This window comes from Clostridium sp. N3C, from assembly GCF_900095445.1.
Taxonomy (GTDB): Bacteria; Bacillota; Clostridia; order Clostridiales; family Clostridiaceae; genus Clostridium_AU.
In genome coordinates this window covers 1-15,691 of sequence record NZ_FMJL01000017.1, presented here as the reverse complement: position 1 = coordinate 15,691, position 15,691 = coordinate 1, and the positions used below count along the sequence as shown (strand labels likewise).

Here is a 15,691-nt window from a genome sequence, read left to right as displayed (position 1 = left end):
TTCAAAATTAAAATTGGTATAAAAATGCTACCTGGGGTTTCCCCAGGTAGCAAGTTAATCTAAGCAAACTAATTTTTAAGTTTATAAAGTTTTTAGGTAACTTAGGTCTCTCTCAATGGCTTTTAATAAATTGAATGGAGTAATATTCTTTGATTTAAAAATATTTATAATTATTTCCAACAAATCTTCTTCGTTTTCCCCTATTTGTACTCCGTAATTTATTATTCCTTCAATAATCTTTCCTTTAATAGATAGTTCGATATCTGAATTTGTAACATAAAAAAATCCATTAATTTTTTTGCCATCTTTTATATTGCAGAGACAAAGTAGGAATGTTGTGTGTTTAGTGTAAAATAAAAATAGAGCAAAATGCAAAATAAAACTCTAGCAGTTTGCTGGAAAAATAAAAAACATTGTCAAGCACCCTCAAATAATATATCCTCTAAGTTGCCGAGACTATAGGGGAGGTTATGAAAGGATGTTAACAATGTCTAGAGTTCATTGTATCAAAGAACTAAGTCAATTTGAAGGAAAAAGTTTAAGGGAAATTAGCAGAATAACAGGACATGCATTTGCAACTGTGCAAAAGTATGTAGATAAGGAAGATTTCAACGATATTCCACAGCGGAGAAGTAAAAATGAGTTGAAAATAGATAAATATAAGGAACTAATAGATTTATGGCTTGAGGCTGATTTGACAGCCCCAAGAAAGCAACGTCACACAGCGAAGCGTGTGTATGACAGGCTAGAAGAGTTGTTTGACGATAAGCTTGATGTATCATTAAGAACAGTTCAGTACTATGTTTCTGCAAAAAAGAAAGAGCTATTTAGCAAAAAGGAAGGATCACTGCCGCTTAACCATCCTGCCGGTGAGGCTCAAGTGGATTTGGGAGAGGCAACTTTCATTGAAAACGGTGAAGAATTTACTGGATATTATTTAAACATGTCATTTCCTTATAGTAACGGGGGATATGTACAAGTCTTTAGAGGTCAGAATCAGGAATGTTTCCTTCAAGGAATGAAGAATATTTTTGAGCATATGGGGAGAGTCCCTTATAAAATCTGGTTTGATAATCTATCTGCAGCAGTAATAAGTATAGATAAAGATGGTAGCCGAACTCTTACTCAACAATTCGAAAGATTCGCATCTCACTACAAATTTCAGGTGAATTTTTGCAACCCTGCAAGTGGTAATGAGAAAGGTAACGTTGAGAATAAGGTAGGTTACCATAGAAGGAATTTATTTGTGCCTATACCCGCTTTCAAGAACATTGACGACTACAATAAGTTACTTTTGCAGATTTGTGATAATGACATGGATAGAAAACACTATAAGAATGATGTAACTATAAAAGAACTCTTTAACGATGACTTAAAGAAGATGTTTCTTCTACCGGCGGTAGGATTTGAAATACATAGAATGTTTAGTGCAATTGCAGATAATTATGGCAAGGTTAAATTCGAAACCAATACATACTCTACTTCTCCAGCGGTAGCTGGTAAGAAAGTATTCATCAAGGCTACAGCATTTCAGGTTATCATACTTGATGAAAAATATGGTCACATAGTTACACATAAAAGGCTGTACTGCAAGAATGCAGAAAGTATGAACTGGATACCGTACTTATCCACACTTGCACGAAGACCAAACGCATTAAAATATACTGATTTTTACAATGAAATGCCAGAGCCTTGGAGAGACTACTTGGACAAGTGTGATAAGGATAAAAAGAAGCTTGCGCTTCATGCACTTATTAAGATGATACAGGAATCAGAAATGAAAACTGCAACTACTGCACTTCTGCAAACTATAGCAACCGGTAACAGCGATGTAGACAGCATTATAGCAACATACCATAGATTAGTTAACAAACTTCCGGAAATTGCAAAAATGCAGATTTATGGTGACATACCTGTAAACCAGATATTTACTCCAAATTTAGATGTGTACAACAAGTTCCTAAAAGGGAGGAATTCCTAATGAATGAGATTATTGCAGCATATTGTAAAGCGCTTCGCTTAGGCGTTAGCCTGGCTGAAAACTGTGATATCATAAAGGCAGAAACCCATCAGGAGTTCCTTGCAAAACTTCTAGAGATTGAGCTAAAAAACAGGGAAGCAACTAGAATTAACAGAGGACTAAAACAGGCTAAGTTTGACGTAATTAAAACATTTGAGAACTACAGCTTTAAGGACATAGATATTCCGGAAAAACTTCCTCTGGAGAGCATAAGAAACGCAGATTTTATTGATAGAAGGGAAAACCTTATTCTCTACGGTGGTGTGGGTACAGGCAAGACACACCTTGCTACCGCAATTGGAGTAGAGGCAATAAATAAGGGGAAACGAGTAAGATTTTTTAGGACAGCAGCACTTGTAAATGAGCTTGTAGAAGCAAAGGCGTCTGGAGAGTTAAAAAGATTTCTTAAATCAATAGAAAAATGTGATCTGCTTATTTGTGATGAGTGGGGGTACCTTCCCCTTAGCACTGAGGGAGCACAGCTTCTATTCCAAGTTATTTCAGATTGCTATGAACGTAGAAGTATAATCATAACTACTAATCTTGAGTTTGGCAGATGGAACAGTATTTTCTACGACGAAAGATTAACTAGTGCAATCATTGATAGGATAATACACCATAGTTATCTCCTTCTTTTTAAGGGAGAAAGTTATAGGATACAACATTCAACCATAAATTAACATATATGTAAACATGGGTGCTTGAAAAATTCTTTGCAAAACGCTAAAAATTTCACTTGCAAAATACAGGCGTATATGGATTACTCATAAGCCCCTTAATGGATTTGGACAAATGCCTATACATTTATTATAATGTAGAAAGTGATTGGAGGTAAACTATGAGAGGAAAAACGTATACCAAAGAATTAAAAGAAGAGATCTTAAGAGAAGTACGAGAGGTAGGAAATGTTTCATTAGTATCAAGAAGGCATGGAATATCAAAATCAACAATATTTACTTGGATAAGAAAATCTAAGAACAGGAATGAAATTAAGGTTAAGCCAGGAAGAAAGGCTTTAGTTGAGGGAGAAAAAGAGCTTGAATACGAATTAACAGAAGTAACAAAAGAGAATGATCAACTGAAGAAGCTTCTAGGTGAAAAAGATTTAGAAATAGCAATCCTTAAAGACTTAATAAAAAAATCCAACCCTCAACTAAAGATAAAGTAGAAATAGCTAAAAAATATATAGCGCAAGGATATAACGCAGTTTTTGTGCTAAGGATAGTTAAGCTCAGTAGGTCAACATACTATTACAGCTTAAGTGTAGAAGGTAAGGAGAAAGCTAAACCTAAAGGTGGAAAACCTAAGGGTTATAGCCTAGACAACGAAGATAAAAAGATCTGCGATGAGCAGATTAAAGAGTTTATTATAGAAGCAATCCATGGGGATGCCCTTAATTATGGGTATAGAAAAATTACCTATCATTTGAGAAGACATTACAGTCTAAAGATTAACCAGAAGAAGGTTTATAGGCTCTGTAAGGAGCTTGGCATACTTAAGGGGCAAAGAGTAATTAAACCCAAAGTAAAGAGAACTATTGCAATAAACAGAACCATTACTGGCTCAAATCAACTTTGGGAAATGGATATTAAGTATGGATATGTCCAAGGTGAGGATAAGTTTTTTTACCTGCTAAACCTAATTGATGTTTTTGATAGAAGTATTATTGGTTACCACATGGGATTACACTGTGAGGCTAAAGATGCGGCAGCATTGCTAAGAAAATGCCTTATAAAAAGAAATCTCTTTGAGGAGGGAGCTAAAAAACCGGTAATAAGAACTGATAATGGCCCCCAATTTGTAAGTAATAAGTTTAGCGAATGCTGTGAAAAAATTAAAGTAGAACACGAGAGGATACCTGTAAAAACACCAAATAAGAACGCGCATATAGAATCATTCCACCGAATACTTGAGGATGATTGCTTAAAAATAAATGAATTTCAAACATATGCAGAAGCATATGAAATAGTAAACGACTTCATGGAGTTTTACAATAATAGGAGACTTCATTCAAGCTTAAGGTTTGTGGCACCAAATGAGTTTTATAACCTTCATTTTGGAGAGAATCAAACTAATATTCAAATAAGGGTCTAAATCTAAGAAAATTCAAGAATTTATTAGGTTTTGTCCAAAACGAAGGGGTTAATCCGATTATTTGTACATAATGTTTATTGTTCAGATTCTGAAGTAATAGCAAAATATGAAAGTATGAAATGCGATATAGATAAGTTATTGAAAGAATTAGGTAACGATAATATTTTAGGATTAATTGATGATTTCATAAATAAATATTGATTAAACATAAGATGTCCTTATGTGATTTAATTGTTTTTGTGTTATCGAATTATAAAAACTTGTTACCAGTATATAGCCCTCTTTATATTATATACAGTTCACAAATAGGAATTTTATAATACTAAGGAGGGCTTATTTTATGCTTTTAAAACCGGAAGAAATTTATTCGAAATTCAATGATGAAAATATTCAAGTTATAATTCCTAAAAAATTACTATTCACTTTATTGCAGCAGGTAGACAGACTTCGTGAAGTATTAGGTAATGAAGAAGAGGTAGTAAATAACTTTGCAATATATGAATATATAAGTAATGCCGAGATGTTAATGGTCAAATTACTTATCTTAATGGCCGAACCATATGGTAAAAAGGAAATTATTTTGGATATAAACATTGCAGAGTTTCTGGTCTTAAGGGATTTGGTATTTTGCAATTATTCATTACCACATCTAAGAGGGAAAATGAGGCCTTCTATCCGCAAAGCATACAAGGATTTTTATGATGAGATTGAAGACATCTTTGAAATGTTAGAGCAGGATGAAATAAAAGCATATTGGGATTATATTAAGAATTACAGAATAAAAGGTTGCATTCTTCATTAGGCAATAGGGAAAAGGCATTAGCAGGAATTAAATTCTGCCGATGCTTTTTTCTTATAGAAAATTTTACAACTGAAAAGATAACCTCAAAAGTTTGTAAAAATATTTTTTACAAACCGTATCTTTTTTTACACTTTTGGTGTATAATAAAGTAGGAGGTGTAAAAAATGAGCATGGAATTATTATTCGAAAATCGAAAACTAATCGGTAAAAATATATTAAATATCATTAAAGACAATGGATATACAAAGTCTTCCTTTTCAAGGCTTACTAATATTTCACGGCCTACTTTAGATAAACTAATCAAAGGAGAAGTCGACAGCCTTGCGACATTTAAAACCCATATTCAAAAGATTTTGGACAGCCAGGACATGGATGAAGAACAACTACTAAATTATGTTCCAAAGTACAATGCGAAAAAGGAACCTGTTTTTGCGCTGTCTGACAATGCTCCAGAGAATCATGCCCTGAACCCTAATGCTCAAGAGATGTTTGGTATTTTAGAGGATATAGTTCATATGTGCGAACTGTATTACAATTAAGAAGGTGCAGATTATGTCGGAATTAATAACGAGTAATAATCTTGAGCAGGTTATTGAAAAAAATAACCTGATTAAAGATGATATATTAAGATTAACAAATGATTTTACAGTCAGATTTAATAAGTCGAGGGTAACGGGGCAGGATAAACTGTCTTTTTCGGTATTAAAAGAGAAGCATTTAATCCAGATTCCCATTGATGATGAGTATTGGGGCGGGGCTATTATTACAAAGGGAAATATTAAAATACCAGTTATCAATACAGCCCAGCCCCGTTTCTATCAATATTTTGTGGCATGGCATGAAATATATCATTTGTTCTATGACCTCAGTTTAAGGGATGAGACCCATAACATTGCCGTTGATATGGATTTAAATGAAAGAAAAGCAGATTATTTTGCTGCAAAAATGATTTTTGGCAATGTGTACGATTACTACTATTCATTAGATGATGAAGATTTTATCGACAGAGTCATAAAATGCATGGATGTATATAAGGCACCATATAAGGCAGTACTGATAGAACTGTTTGAAGAAGCCGTTACAAAATATAATGATTTGGATTTAAAAGAAAAAATTCTTGAGCATTTTGATAATAAACCTGAGAACTTAGTGCAAAAATTTATAGATTTGGAATTGGATGCAGAGTTAGTGAAACCCTCATATGTTGTAAGTTTAGGTGGGTTGGAGAAGAAAATACAAATTGTTATGAAAGAAAACCCAGATGTCTCCCATCATAAAGATAATTATCAGTTTCTGCTCACGCTAAAGAATAAAATTAAAAAAGGAGTGGAGGGACTTGCCAAATGAAAGGAGAAGGCATAAAAGAATTAAAAAAATACCTTTCCACGGGCATGTCTCTCAAAGTTTGCATCCTGGATAATAACTCTGTTGAATTTTTGACATGGATACGTAAGAGCGTCAGCCCTGAAAAGATATTTAGCCAGTATGATATGATTCTTATCCCCAAATGGGTATGGGTTGAGGTCTGTGATAGTGATAATAGAAAAAGTTACATAAATGATTTAAAACATTATTCGAAGGTCCAAATTATAGATGAAGTTGATTATTTAACATTGGTGGATTACAAAGAAGCAGAATTATACTATCTGTTTTTGTATTGCTGCTACAATGTGAGCAGGCTTGTTAGTTTTATCAAGAAAAACATCTTAAAGAACAGACCTGTAGAAGACCTGGACCCCTATGAAGAATGGCTAAATATATTTTATGAAGAGGGACTAGACCAAAGAAAACTTTCAAACGGAAGAATTCAGAAGAAGAATGCAGGAGAGTTATCTATTGCCGTTTTAAGTTATATCCTTTCCTATTATTACAGTGGAAGCATTGATATTATAACTATCTTCAGCAGTGACAGGGATACCTATGAATTTGTTTCTAAGGCCAAGGAAATGCTTTATGGGGATGAGCGATTTAAAAATAGAAGTAATACTTCCATAACATTTAAGTCAAATGATTTTCTGATTTATGAATGGACAAGGCTTGGATATATAAACGAAAATAATATTGATGCCTTTGTGGACAGTTACAGGCAGACGAGAAGAATAAAATTCACGAGAAAAAAGCGGGATAATTCTATTGAGGAGCAAGACAAATTGATAGATAATGCAGCATTTTTAGAAATGTTAAAGGACAGCACGATACATTTAATCTTTTGAATATACTGGACTATAGTAAAAAGGTTTTAGTAGATTTTAAGCCTACCAAAACCTTTTTCTTATTGCTTTAATTTTTCTTATCTTTTTTAAAGTATGATTGAACCTTTACGGTAAAAGAAAGAAACATAATAAGGAATATACCTTGCAGGGAGCCTGCAATAAAGCGGATAAATATATTTTCTGTAATAATGGTAAATGGTAACAAAAACATGCTCATGAGAATTACCAGTTTTATAGTCAAAAAAACACTATGCCTCATAAAATACCTCCTTATGTTGGTTACACAGAATTTTATCCGACTACTGCATATTATTTCAAGTCAGATTTTACGTTTAAAATAAAGTCGGTCCATGATATAATGGAAATAGGTTCAAGGGAAATGAACTAAGTGCCATTGACACAGTCACCTAATAAAGGTGTCCAACTGTAGTCAGTGGCATTTTTGTTTTTCAGGGAATAGACGAATAAGGGAAAAGGGATAAGAGTTTTATTATAAAAAAGGTTTTAGAGGCAAGGGGTAAGGGACTTAAGGAAGTGGTGGATGAATTACATTGCAATATCATTCTCCTTTGTTCCGTAATCCTTTATACTTAATTCCTAACTCAGGAGGTATCTGCATGGCTAAACGGAAAATAGATTGGGATGAAAATAAATTAAAAAAATGGATACAGGAAGGCAGAGGACAGGGGGAAGGCAAGGATTACAAGCCCTGGCTTACTGTACAGGACTTCCCCAGCAAAGGCAGGGTTACACGTGTATTTGGATGGAAAACAAAAAGAACACATCACTTTTTCACGGATACAGAGACAAGATATTTTTATTTGCTTGAATGGGAAGATGATGTATTGGATATCAGGGAGCACTACCCTTTATTTAACTGTGAAGAAGTAATACAAAATAAGGCTGGTTTAAATTTTGATTTATTTAAAGACAAAGATACAGGAACGCCTTATATTTTATCCACATCATTTTTAATCACTTTGAAAAAACCAAATGGCAAAATAGCATATGTTGCCAGAAGTCTTAAAGCAGATTATGAACTTGAGCGCAAAATAGCATTAGAAAGGCTGGAAATAGAGAGGAGATACTGGCAGAGCCAAAATATTGATTGGGGAATAGTAACGCAAAAAGAGATTCCAGTGGTTAAAGCAAAGAATATAGAATGGGTTCACTCATCCTTATATCCTGCTGATGAAAGAGGATTTACAGATGAAGAGGTTGACTATTACTGCAATGCTTTTGTTGAAAAATTGGCAGGGAACAGTACTTCGATTAGAAATTTCACTACCCAATTTGACAGGTTGTTTAATTTAGATACAGGGTCAGGGGTGTACATATTCAAGCGTTTAATTGCCCTTAAAAGGATAATGGTGGACATGAATAAAAAAATCGACCTTAATGATTCGACCCAAAGTATAGAAATTATAAAGCAGAGTTTACCAGAAAGGGTGAGAATACTATGATAGCAGTAAATACACTAATCAAATGGGGACAGGATAATGATAAAGAAAGTGTAGAAAGGATTTTGTGGCTTGATAGGCAGCAAAACCTTGCATATGTTATAAACATATATTCAAATGAAAGTCCTTTCCCAAGATGTATATCTGATATTGAGGAATGCATTAAGCAGGGGATTGCAGGTTTATTGGATAGCGACCCATTTGTTAAGGTTGTTGATGAAGGAGAATTATCAGAGAAATCAAAAGAAATACGGGATAGAGCATGGGAAGTAATTAAGGAACTGGTTACGCTTGAGCCTGTGATTTTTTATAAGAAAGAACGGAGAGAACTTGTTTTAAAAGCATCGTCTATTTATAACTTACATGAAAAAACTGTTTCAAACTACCTTAAACGATTCTGGAAGAGAGGGAAAATAAAGAACGCTTTGCTTCCGGACTACTATTTATGTGGAGGTCCGGGTAAAGAAAGACGGGCAGGAGACAAAAAGCGTGGGCGCAGACGAAAAAATGCGGAACTGGTGGGTGAGGGAATCAATGTAGATGAAGAAGTAAAAAAGATATTTAATATCGCTATCAATAAATACTATCATACAGGCGCCAAAAATTCCCTTAAACTTGCATATGAACTGATGAGAAAAGAATTCTTCAGCGATGAATTCAGGATAGAAAACGGCATAAGAGTTCCTGTAATAAAACCCATAGGAGAGGTGCCTACATATGCCCAATTCCGTTACTGGTATTATAAGAATATCAATTTAAAAAAGCAAATTTCATCCAGACAAAGCAGTAAAAAATATGAGCAGCAGTATAGACCACTTTTAGGCAATACAACTTCGGAAGCAATTGCGCCAGGAAGTATCTATCAGATTGATGCAACTGTAGGTGACATTTATCTTGTGAGCCGTTATAACAGGAACTGGATAATTGGAAGACCGGTAATTTACGCAGTTTTAGATGTTTTCAGCAGGATGGTTGTTGGTATTTATGTTGGCTTAGAGGGGCCAAGTTGGATAGGGGCTATGATGGCTCTTGCAAATGCAGCGTCCGACAAAGTTGCCTTTTGCAAGGAGTATGGAATAGATATTGAAGAAAAGGACTGGCTTGTCCATCACTTGCCAGAGGCTATTCTGGCGGACAGAGGGGAACTTGAAGGCAAGAATGTTGAAAACCTTATTAATTCTCTACATGTAAAGATACAGAATACTCCCCCATATCGGGCAGACTGGAAAGCAGTTATTGAACAGCATTTCAGAATTACTAATATAAGGGTAAAACCGCTTTTGCCTGGTACTGTTGACCCTGATGTGAGAGAGCGTGGCGACAGGGATTACAGGTTGGATGCCAAATTGGATATATACCAGTTTACACAGATAATCATAAAATGTGCCCTGTACCATAATAACCAGTACCATCTTAAAAACTATGACAGGGAAGAGATGATGGTTGCTGATGAAGTAGAATGTATTCCACGGGAAATATGGAACTGGGGGATTGCAAACTGTGCGGGAAAATTGCGGAGTGTACCAGAGGATATCGTTAAACTAAATCTTATGCCCTCAGATGCAGCAACTGTAACGGCAAAGGGGATAAAATTCAAAGGCTTGTATTATGCTTCACCAAAAACTCTTAAGGAGAGATGGTTTGAAAAGGCGAGAAATAAAGGAACATGGAAGATTGATGTTTCCTATGACCCCCGCAATATGAACTTTATTTATATCAAGGAGCAAAATGGCATGGACTTCGAGAAATGTTTTCTCCTGGAACACCAGGATAGGTATAAAGATAAAAATCTTGAGGAAATTCAATACCTTCTTGAAGAGGAGAAACTTCAAATAAAAATTGCAGAAGATAAGGAACTGCAGGCAAAGGTTGATTTAATTACTGAAATCGAAAGTATTGCAAAAGAGGCAGAAAAATCTTTTAAAGAAGAAAAATCAAATGAAAGCGATTCGAAGCGCAAAAAAGGGATTAGAAACAACAGGAGATTAGAAAAGATGTTAAACAGGGAGAAGGAAGCCTTCGAACTGGATAAAAAAGAAACAGGAAGTAATGCAGAAGTTATACCGTTTAGCAGGGCAGAGCAGGAGGAAGAGGTGGACGAGAATGATACGATAAGCCTTTTGATAAGAAAACAAAAGGAGGCTTTAAAGAAAATCCATGAATAAAGTAATAATACCTAACGGTGCTAATGCTGTAGTTGCAGAATACAAGGAACAGTTGATACCTGAATATAGCGGGAATCCATTTATTGAAGCACTGCCACCGGTTTATTCTAAGGAAGAGGTAGTGGAGAAACTGTCTCTATATCCCCACTATAATCCAGAGGAAAGACGATTGGAAGGCCACTACCGTATTCATATGGTGCAGCGGTTGTTTCAGTGTTTTCAGCCGTTGAGTATTCATATTGACCTTGAAAGCAGGATAAGCAGAGTCATAAGGCAGGGATACCTGGCACGTAACCCATTTAAACCTTCCTATGCTGAAAGTCTACAAAACGGATATAAGGCGATACAAAGCATGAAATGGGAGATAAGCAGTAACGCATCCTTCAGGACTACTGCATCGGGATTTACTATTATAGGTGTAAGTGGAATGGGTAAAACAACTGCTATCAACCGTGTATTATCTCTTTATCCCCAGATAATTGTACATTCAGAATATAATAATACCAATTTTAGTATGTACCAACTGGTTTGGCTTAAGTTAGACTGCCCATTTGACGGTTCCTTGAAGGGTCTCTGCATAGAGTTTTTCCATAAGGTAGACGACCTGTTGGGTACGGATTATTATAAGAAGTTCGGGGTAGGGAGGAAAACCGTAGACAATATGCTCTCTATTATATCCCAGATAGCCAGGAATACAGCCTTAGGCGTATTGGTCATAGATGAGATTCAGCATTTAAATGGGGCAAAAAGCGGTGGGGATGAGAAGATGCTTAACTTTTTTGTCACCCTTGTCAATACCATTGGTGTACCTGTCTTACTTATCGGTACCACAAAAGCATTATCGGTTTTACAATCGGAATTTCGTCAGGCAAGGCGCGGCAGCGGTCAGGGAGATATGGTTTGGGAGAGGTTGAGCAAAGATAAAAGTTGGGATTTGCTAATCAATGCACTTTGGGACTATCAGTGGACCAAAAAGGAAGTACCATTAACACCGGAATTAAATGATGTTCTCTATGAGGAGTCACAAGGCATCATAGACATTGCAGTAAAACTTTATGCGATGTCACAAATACGGGCTATTCTTTCAGGGAGAGAGGATATCACTGCAAATCTGATTAGGCAGGTTGCAAAAGATAATTTGAAATTGGTCCGCCCCATGCTGGAAGCATTAAAATCAGGAAACATTAAAGAAATCGCCAAGTATGAGGATATATGTACTGTAGACATTGATTTTCTGGGATTTATGGACAAAAGCAAGCAATCATTAGACTGGGATATGAGAATGAAGATGCTCCAAAGGCAGCAGAAGGAAAAAGAAAAGGAAGCCAACCTTTCCAGGAAGGAACAGGCGATTATAAAATTATTAGACTTAAATATTGATGCAAAAAAGGCTCAAAAAGCAGTAGAGCAGGTTTTAGATAGTGAAGAGAGTCTTGAAGTTTCGGAGATTGTAATAAAAGCAGTACAGATGTTATCAACCAATGATAAACCAAAGCGAAAAGAAAAGAGTAAACCAAATAAGATGGATGAAAATGATATAAGGTTTATTGTGGAAGAGGGCAGGAGAAATAAAAAATCAGCCTATGAATCATTAAAAGAAAAAGGGCTTATTAAGCAGGTAGAAAAAGACTTTTTCAAGGCGGTGTAGCGCATATGATGACGTTTTTTCCTGTGCCATATGAGGATGAAGTATTATACAGCGTCCTTGCAAGATACCATGTGAGGAGTGGAAATATAAGTTATAAGGCGACAATGAGAGACCTTTTCGGTGCAACTTCCGTAACAGCAGTGATGGACTTGCCTTCCAATATACAGAACCTTGTTAATAATATGCCCCTTAATTCCAGGTATACTGAAGAATATCTTATTAAAAACCATACACTTTTCCCGTTCTATTCTGCCTTTTTACCTCCTGAGCGTGCAGAAAAAGTTCTAGAATCAATGAAAGGGGAAAATGGAGGAAGCGTATATAGCCGGACTGGAATCATGGCCAGTTCCGTTACATTAAACCAATATTTTAAGTTCTGCCCTGTCTGTGCTAAAGAAGATAAGTTGCAGTACGGAGAGTTATACTGGCATAGAGTTCATCAAATTCCTGGGGTACTGGTATGCCCAAAACATTATGTTCCATTATATAATAGCCAGGTATCGGTCAGGGGATATAATAAATGCCAATATAGGGCTGCTAGCGAAGAGAACTGTGTAAAACCAGGTATTAATGTGATATACGCTGATGATGTTTTTGAAAAACTGATTAGGCTTGCAGAGGATGTTCAGGTTTTACTTAACAGTGATTTTGAAAAGAGAAATATAGAATGGTATAAAGAGCAGTATCTTGCAAAGATGATAGAAATGGGATTTGCAACTTCAAACGGAAAAGTGCATCAAAAGGAGTTTATAAAAGAGTTTATTGATTATTATGGTGAAGTATTTTTAGATATTGTGCAGTCGGGTGTTGATGCAGATAACGATTCAAACTGGCTAATGGATATGGTAAGAAAGAAAAACAAGACTGCTCATCCTATCAGACATTTGCTTCTTTCCCGTTTTCTTGGAATTTCACTTCATGATTTATTTTATAAAAAGATGGAATATAAGCCTTTTGGAGATGGACCGTGGCCTTGTCTGAATGCAGCGTCAGACCACTACCTAAAACCTGTTGTCTATGATTTAAAAGTTTCATACAGTACAGATTCAAAATATCCTGTTGGGACTTTTTCTTGTACTTGCGGTTTTGTTTATACCAGAAGTGGACCAGATGAGTCTGAGGATGCAAGATATAGATTTGGAAGGATAAAAAGGTTTGGGCAATTATGGGAGGAGAGGCTCAAAGAATTAGTAGACCGAAAGTTGAGTTTAAGAGAAACAGCAAGGTTATTAGGTGTAGACCCTAATACAGTTAAGAAGTATGCTAAGAAACTTGGATTAACTACTTACTGGAAAAAACGGAGTGAGGCCGATGGTGTATATGATAATGAAGGGAACAGTTATTCTTCAATGAATTTGGACAAGGATTACTACAGAGAAAAGTGGAATGAATTAAGAAAACAATATCCAGATATGGGGAAAACGCAATTACGGCAGATTGATAAGGCTTTATTTTCCTGGCTTTATAGAAATGACAGGGAATGGTTGAACCAGAACTCGCCTCTTAAAAAGACGACTAATATTATCAACAGCAGAGTTGATTGGGACCAAAGGGATAATGAGATATTGATACAGGTAAAAGAAGTTGTTGCCAAGATGCTGAATTCGGATGGAAAGCCTGAAAGAATTAGCATAAGTTCAATTGGTAGTAAATTGGGCATAAGAGGCTTGCTTGAAAAGCATTTAGATAAACTTCCAAAGACAAAAGCATACCTGGATTCTGTTAAAGAGACTAATCACGACTTCAGGTTAAGGAGGATTCGCTGGGCAGTTAAGAAATTAAAAAAAGAAGGAGAAGAACTGCAAATGTGGAAGATAATGAGGAAGGCTGGTATTAGGGAAGAATATCAAGCAAAATTAATGGAAGTAGTTACAAATTTACTGGTAGAATAGGTTGAATATAGATTAAAACTATCTAATAATTGTATTTGATTATGCACATAAATTTTCTAAAATTTTCATATTGGAGGGGTATGGTTAATGTTTTATAAATGGCAATTAACATTTGAGTTAAACAGAATGGTCGATATTTATGAAAATGAATATAAATTCACTATTTTAAGAAATGCTTTAGAAAGCATTAATGATGAAAATAAGAAACAATTAATATATATATTAGTACATGCTTTAAATGATATATGTAAAGCAATACTTGATATTTGCAATGATTTTAGTGAAAGCCAGAAAGCACTAATGATAGATAATTTTTTTGAACTATATTTAAAATATTTGCAACGTTATAGTTATTTTATTGGTGATGTTGATTCTATATTTAAAGATACTTATAGAAAGAATCTTCAATGTCAAATATTTAATCATTGGAGCAGCATGGTTGAAAAGAAAAGTGATACTGTTTTGGAGAAAAATTTTCTCGAAGTGTTTGATGATATACATGAAAGTTGTATTTCTAAATATGAAAGTATCTTTGTAAAAAGGTTAGGGGATTTAAAAAATTTATATAGAGCACAAAGAGGGAAACACTTTGATAATTACGAAAGAATGATTCCAAAAGAAGAATATGTGAAAAATAAAAATAGGTGGAATCCTGAAGGTGTTGCTTTTATGTATCTAGGATTTGATGAAGAAATTAAGCAGTACGATGAAGTTATTAATTTTATAGAAAAAACTTGTTTTGAAGAGTTAAGATTAAAAAAGGGTGAATATGTAAGTATTTGTGAATTCAAACCTGTAAAAAGCGAGGGTAAAATTATTAATTTGTGTTATGAAGATATAAGTTATGAGGAGATAGAAAGGAAATCAGAGGAATTCATGAATATGATAACTAAAGTTGAAATAAATGAACTTCTTACTAACAAAAAATATCACGAAGAAATAATAAATAGCATGAAAAAAGAAGAAGTAATCAAGAAAATTATAGAGAAAGAGTTTAAAGAGAAACAGGTAAGGTCTATAATTAGGAAAGAAACGGAGATTTATTTGGCAAATTTAATTATGAAAAGTATTGATGAAGCGGTTTTCTTACCTGTTGATATAAAAGAAGACCCAGAACTTAAAGCATATGTACCATTTCATTATCTAGCAAATTATTTAATCAGTAAAGGTTATTCAGGAATATTATATAGAAGTACACGGATGAATAAGATAGGGTTAAAAGGAAAAAATTTAGTTCTATTTAATAAAGAAGATGTTACATATGTTCATGATAGTATGAATGTATATTATTATGATGGAAGAAAGTATAAAAAAGTTTTTAAAGATATTGAGAAACTAAATTGTTGAGTTTTAGTATATAGCCTTGATACTTAATCCTTGAAACGTGAACCTAACTA

General features: G+C 34.6%; 14 protein-coding genes. 13 read left to right on the top strand and 1 reads right to left on the bottom strand.

Features of this window, described 5'->3' with window-relative positions; translation table 11 throughout:
• Positions 1-487 precede the first annotated feature (487 nt).
• From istA to N3C_RS06930, 8 genes are all read left to right on the top strand, one after another.
• Positions 488-1,981 (top strand): IS21 family transposase, encoded by a 1,494-nt coding sequence (gene istA / locus N3C_RS06965; protein WP_083604459.1) that lies wholly within the window; start codon positions 488-490, stop codon positions 1,979-1,981.
• Complete coding sequence (istB, locus tag N3C_RS06960) at positions 1,981-2,700, top strand: IS21-like element helper ATPase IstB (protein ID WP_074365334.1); 720 nt, start codon at positions 1,981-1,983, stop codon at positions 2,698-2,700. The genes istA and istB overlap by 1 nt, the downstream gene beginning before the upstream one ends.
• A 158-nt stretch (positions 2,701-2,858) precedes the next feature.
• A protein-coding gene (locus N3C_RS14695; protein ID WP_143312621.1) for an IS3 family transposase occupies positions 2,859-4,114 on the top strand; the annotation gives its coding sequence in 2 pieces (ribosomal slippage) (positions 2,859-3,180 and positions 3,180-4,114; 1,257 coding nt in all).
• Between the two features lie 30 nt (positions 4,115-4,144).
• On the top strand, positions 4,145-4,315 hold the full coding sequence (locus tag N3C_RS15025) for a hypothetical protein (RefSeq protein ID WP_178377789.1): 171 nt from the start codon (positions 4,145-4,147) through the stop codon (positions 4,313-4,315).
• A 139-nt stretch (positions 4,316-4,454) separates the two neighbouring features.
• Positions 4,455-4,916: a hypothetical protein gene (locus N3C_RS15020; RefSeq protein ID WP_178377788.1), complete on the top strand. Its 462-nt coding sequence runs from the start codon at positions 4,455-4,457 to the stop codon at positions 4,914-4,916.
• 164 nt (positions 4,917-5,080) lie between these two features.
• Positions 5,081-5,455: a helix-turn-helix domain-containing protein gene (locus tag N3C_RS06940; RefSeq protein WP_011837977.1), complete on the top strand. Its 375-nt coding sequence runs from the start codon at positions 5,081-5,083 to the stop codon at positions 5,453-5,455.
• A 13-nt stretch (positions 5,456-5,468) separates the two neighbouring features.
• Positions 5,469-6,263 carry an ImmA/IrrE family metallo-endopeptidase gene (locus tag N3C_RS06935; protein ID WP_074365332.1) on the top strand — a complete coding sequence of 265 codons (795 nt, stop codon included), beginning with the start codon at positions 5,469-5,471 and terminating at the stop codon, positions 6,261-6,263.
• Positions 6,260-7,129: a hypothetical protein gene (locus tag N3C_RS06930; RefSeq protein ID WP_074365331.1), complete on the top strand. Its 870-nt coding sequence runs from the start codon at positions 6,260-6,262 to the stop codon at positions 7,127-7,129. The genes N3C_RS06935 and N3C_RS06930 overlap by 4 nt, the downstream gene beginning before the upstream one ends.
• 67 nt (positions 7,130-7,196) lie before the next feature.
• On the opposite strand, the gene N3C_RS06925 is transcribed toward N3C_RS06930, so the two are convergent.
• Positions 7,197-7,388, bottom strand: coding sequence for a ribonuclease BN (locus tag N3C_RS06925; RefSeq protein ID WP_074365330.1), 192 nt, complete (start codon positions 7,386-7,388; stop codon positions 7,197-7,199).
• 358 nt (positions 7,389-7,746) lie between these two features.
• Here N3C_RS06925 and N3C_RS06920 point away from each other — a divergent pair, with 358 nt between their 5' ends.
• The 5 genes from N3C_RS06920 (at position 7,747) to N3C_RS06900 (ending at position 15,641) form a co-directional block, all read left to right on the top strand.
• The gene (locus N3C_RS06920; protein ID WP_074365329.1) at positions 7,747-8,592 is read left to right on the top strand and encodes a heteromeric transposase endonuclease subunit TnsA; all 846 of its coding nucleotides are present in this window, start codon (positions 7,747-7,749) and stop codon (positions 8,590-8,592) included.
• Positions 8,589-10,754 (top strand): Mu transposase C-terminal domain-containing protein, encoded by a 2,166-nt coding sequence (locus N3C_RS06915; RefSeq protein ID WP_074365328.1) that lies wholly within the window; start codon positions 8,589-8,591, stop codon positions 10,752-10,754. The genes N3C_RS06920 and N3C_RS06915 overlap by 4 nt, the downstream gene beginning before the upstream one ends.
• Positions 10,747-12,402, top strand: a complete 1,656-nt coding sequence (locus N3C_RS06910; RefSeq protein ID WP_074365327.1) for an ATP-binding protein — start codon at positions 10,747-10,749, stop codon at positions 12,400-12,402. Before N3C_RS06915 ends, N3C_RS06910 begins: the two co-directional genes overlap by 8 nt.
• Before the next feature lie 5 nt (positions 12,403-12,407).
• On the top strand, positions 12,408-14,294 hold the full coding sequence (locus tag N3C_RS06905; RefSeq protein WP_074365326.1) for a TnsD family Tn7-like transposition protein: 1,887 nt from the start codon (positions 12,408-12,410) through the stop codon (positions 14,292-14,294).
• An 87-nt stretch (positions 14,295-14,381) separates the two neighbouring features.
• Positions 14,382-15,641 (top strand): hypothetical protein, encoded by a 1,260-nt coding sequence (locus tag N3C_RS06900; protein WP_074365325.1) that lies wholly within the window; start codon positions 14,382-14,384, stop codon positions 15,639-15,641.
• The last annotated feature ends 50 nt before the right edge of the window (positions 15,642-15,691 follow it).

Bases quoted from the DNA above. Each gene is read 5' to 3' on its own strand.
- istA (WP_083604459.1), top strand. From the start codon at position 488: ATGTCTAGAGTTCATTGTATCAAAGAACTAAGTCAATTTGAAGGAAAA.
- istB (WP_074365334.1), top strand. From the start codon at position 1,981: ATGAATGAGATTATTGCAGCATATTGTAAAGCGCTTCGCTTAGGCGTT.
- N3C_RS15020 (WP_178377788.1), top strand. From the start codon at position 4,455: ATGCTTTTAAAACCGGAAGAAATTTATTCGAAATTCAATGATGAAAAT.
- N3C_RS06940 (WP_011837977.1), top strand. From the start codon at position 5,081: ATGAGCATGGAATTATTATTCGAAAATCGAAAACTAATCGGTAAAAAT.
- N3C_RS06935 (WP_074365332.1), top strand. From the start codon at position 5,469: ATGTCGGAATTAATAACGAGTAATAATCTTGAGCAGGTTATTGAAAAA.
- N3C_RS06930 (WP_074365331.1), top strand. From the start codon at position 6,260: ATGAAAGGAGAAGGCATAAAAGAATTAAAAAAATACCTTTCCACGGGC.
- N3C_RS06925 (WP_074365330.1), bottom strand. From the start codon at position 7,388: ATGAGGCATAGTGTTTTTTTGACTATAAAACTGGTAATTCTCATGAGC.
- N3C_RS06920 (WP_074365329.1), top strand. From the start codon at position 7,747: ATGGCTAAACGGAAAATAGATTGGGATGAAAATAAATTAAAAAAATGG.
- N3C_RS06915 (WP_074365328.1), top strand. From the start codon at position 8,589: ATGATAGCAGTAAATACACTAATCAAATGGGGACAGGATAATGATAAA.
- N3C_RS06910 (WP_074365327.1), top strand. From the start codon at position 10,747: ATGAATAAAGTAATAATACCTAACGGTGCTAATGCTGTAGTTGCAGAA.
- N3C_RS06905 (WP_074365326.1), top strand. From the start codon at position 12,408: ATGATGACGTTTTTTCCTGTGCCATATGAGGATGAAGTATTATACAGC.
- N3C_RS06900 (WP_074365325.1), top strand. From the start codon at position 14,382: ATGTTTTATAAATGGCAATTAACATTTGAGTTAAACAGAATGGTCGAT.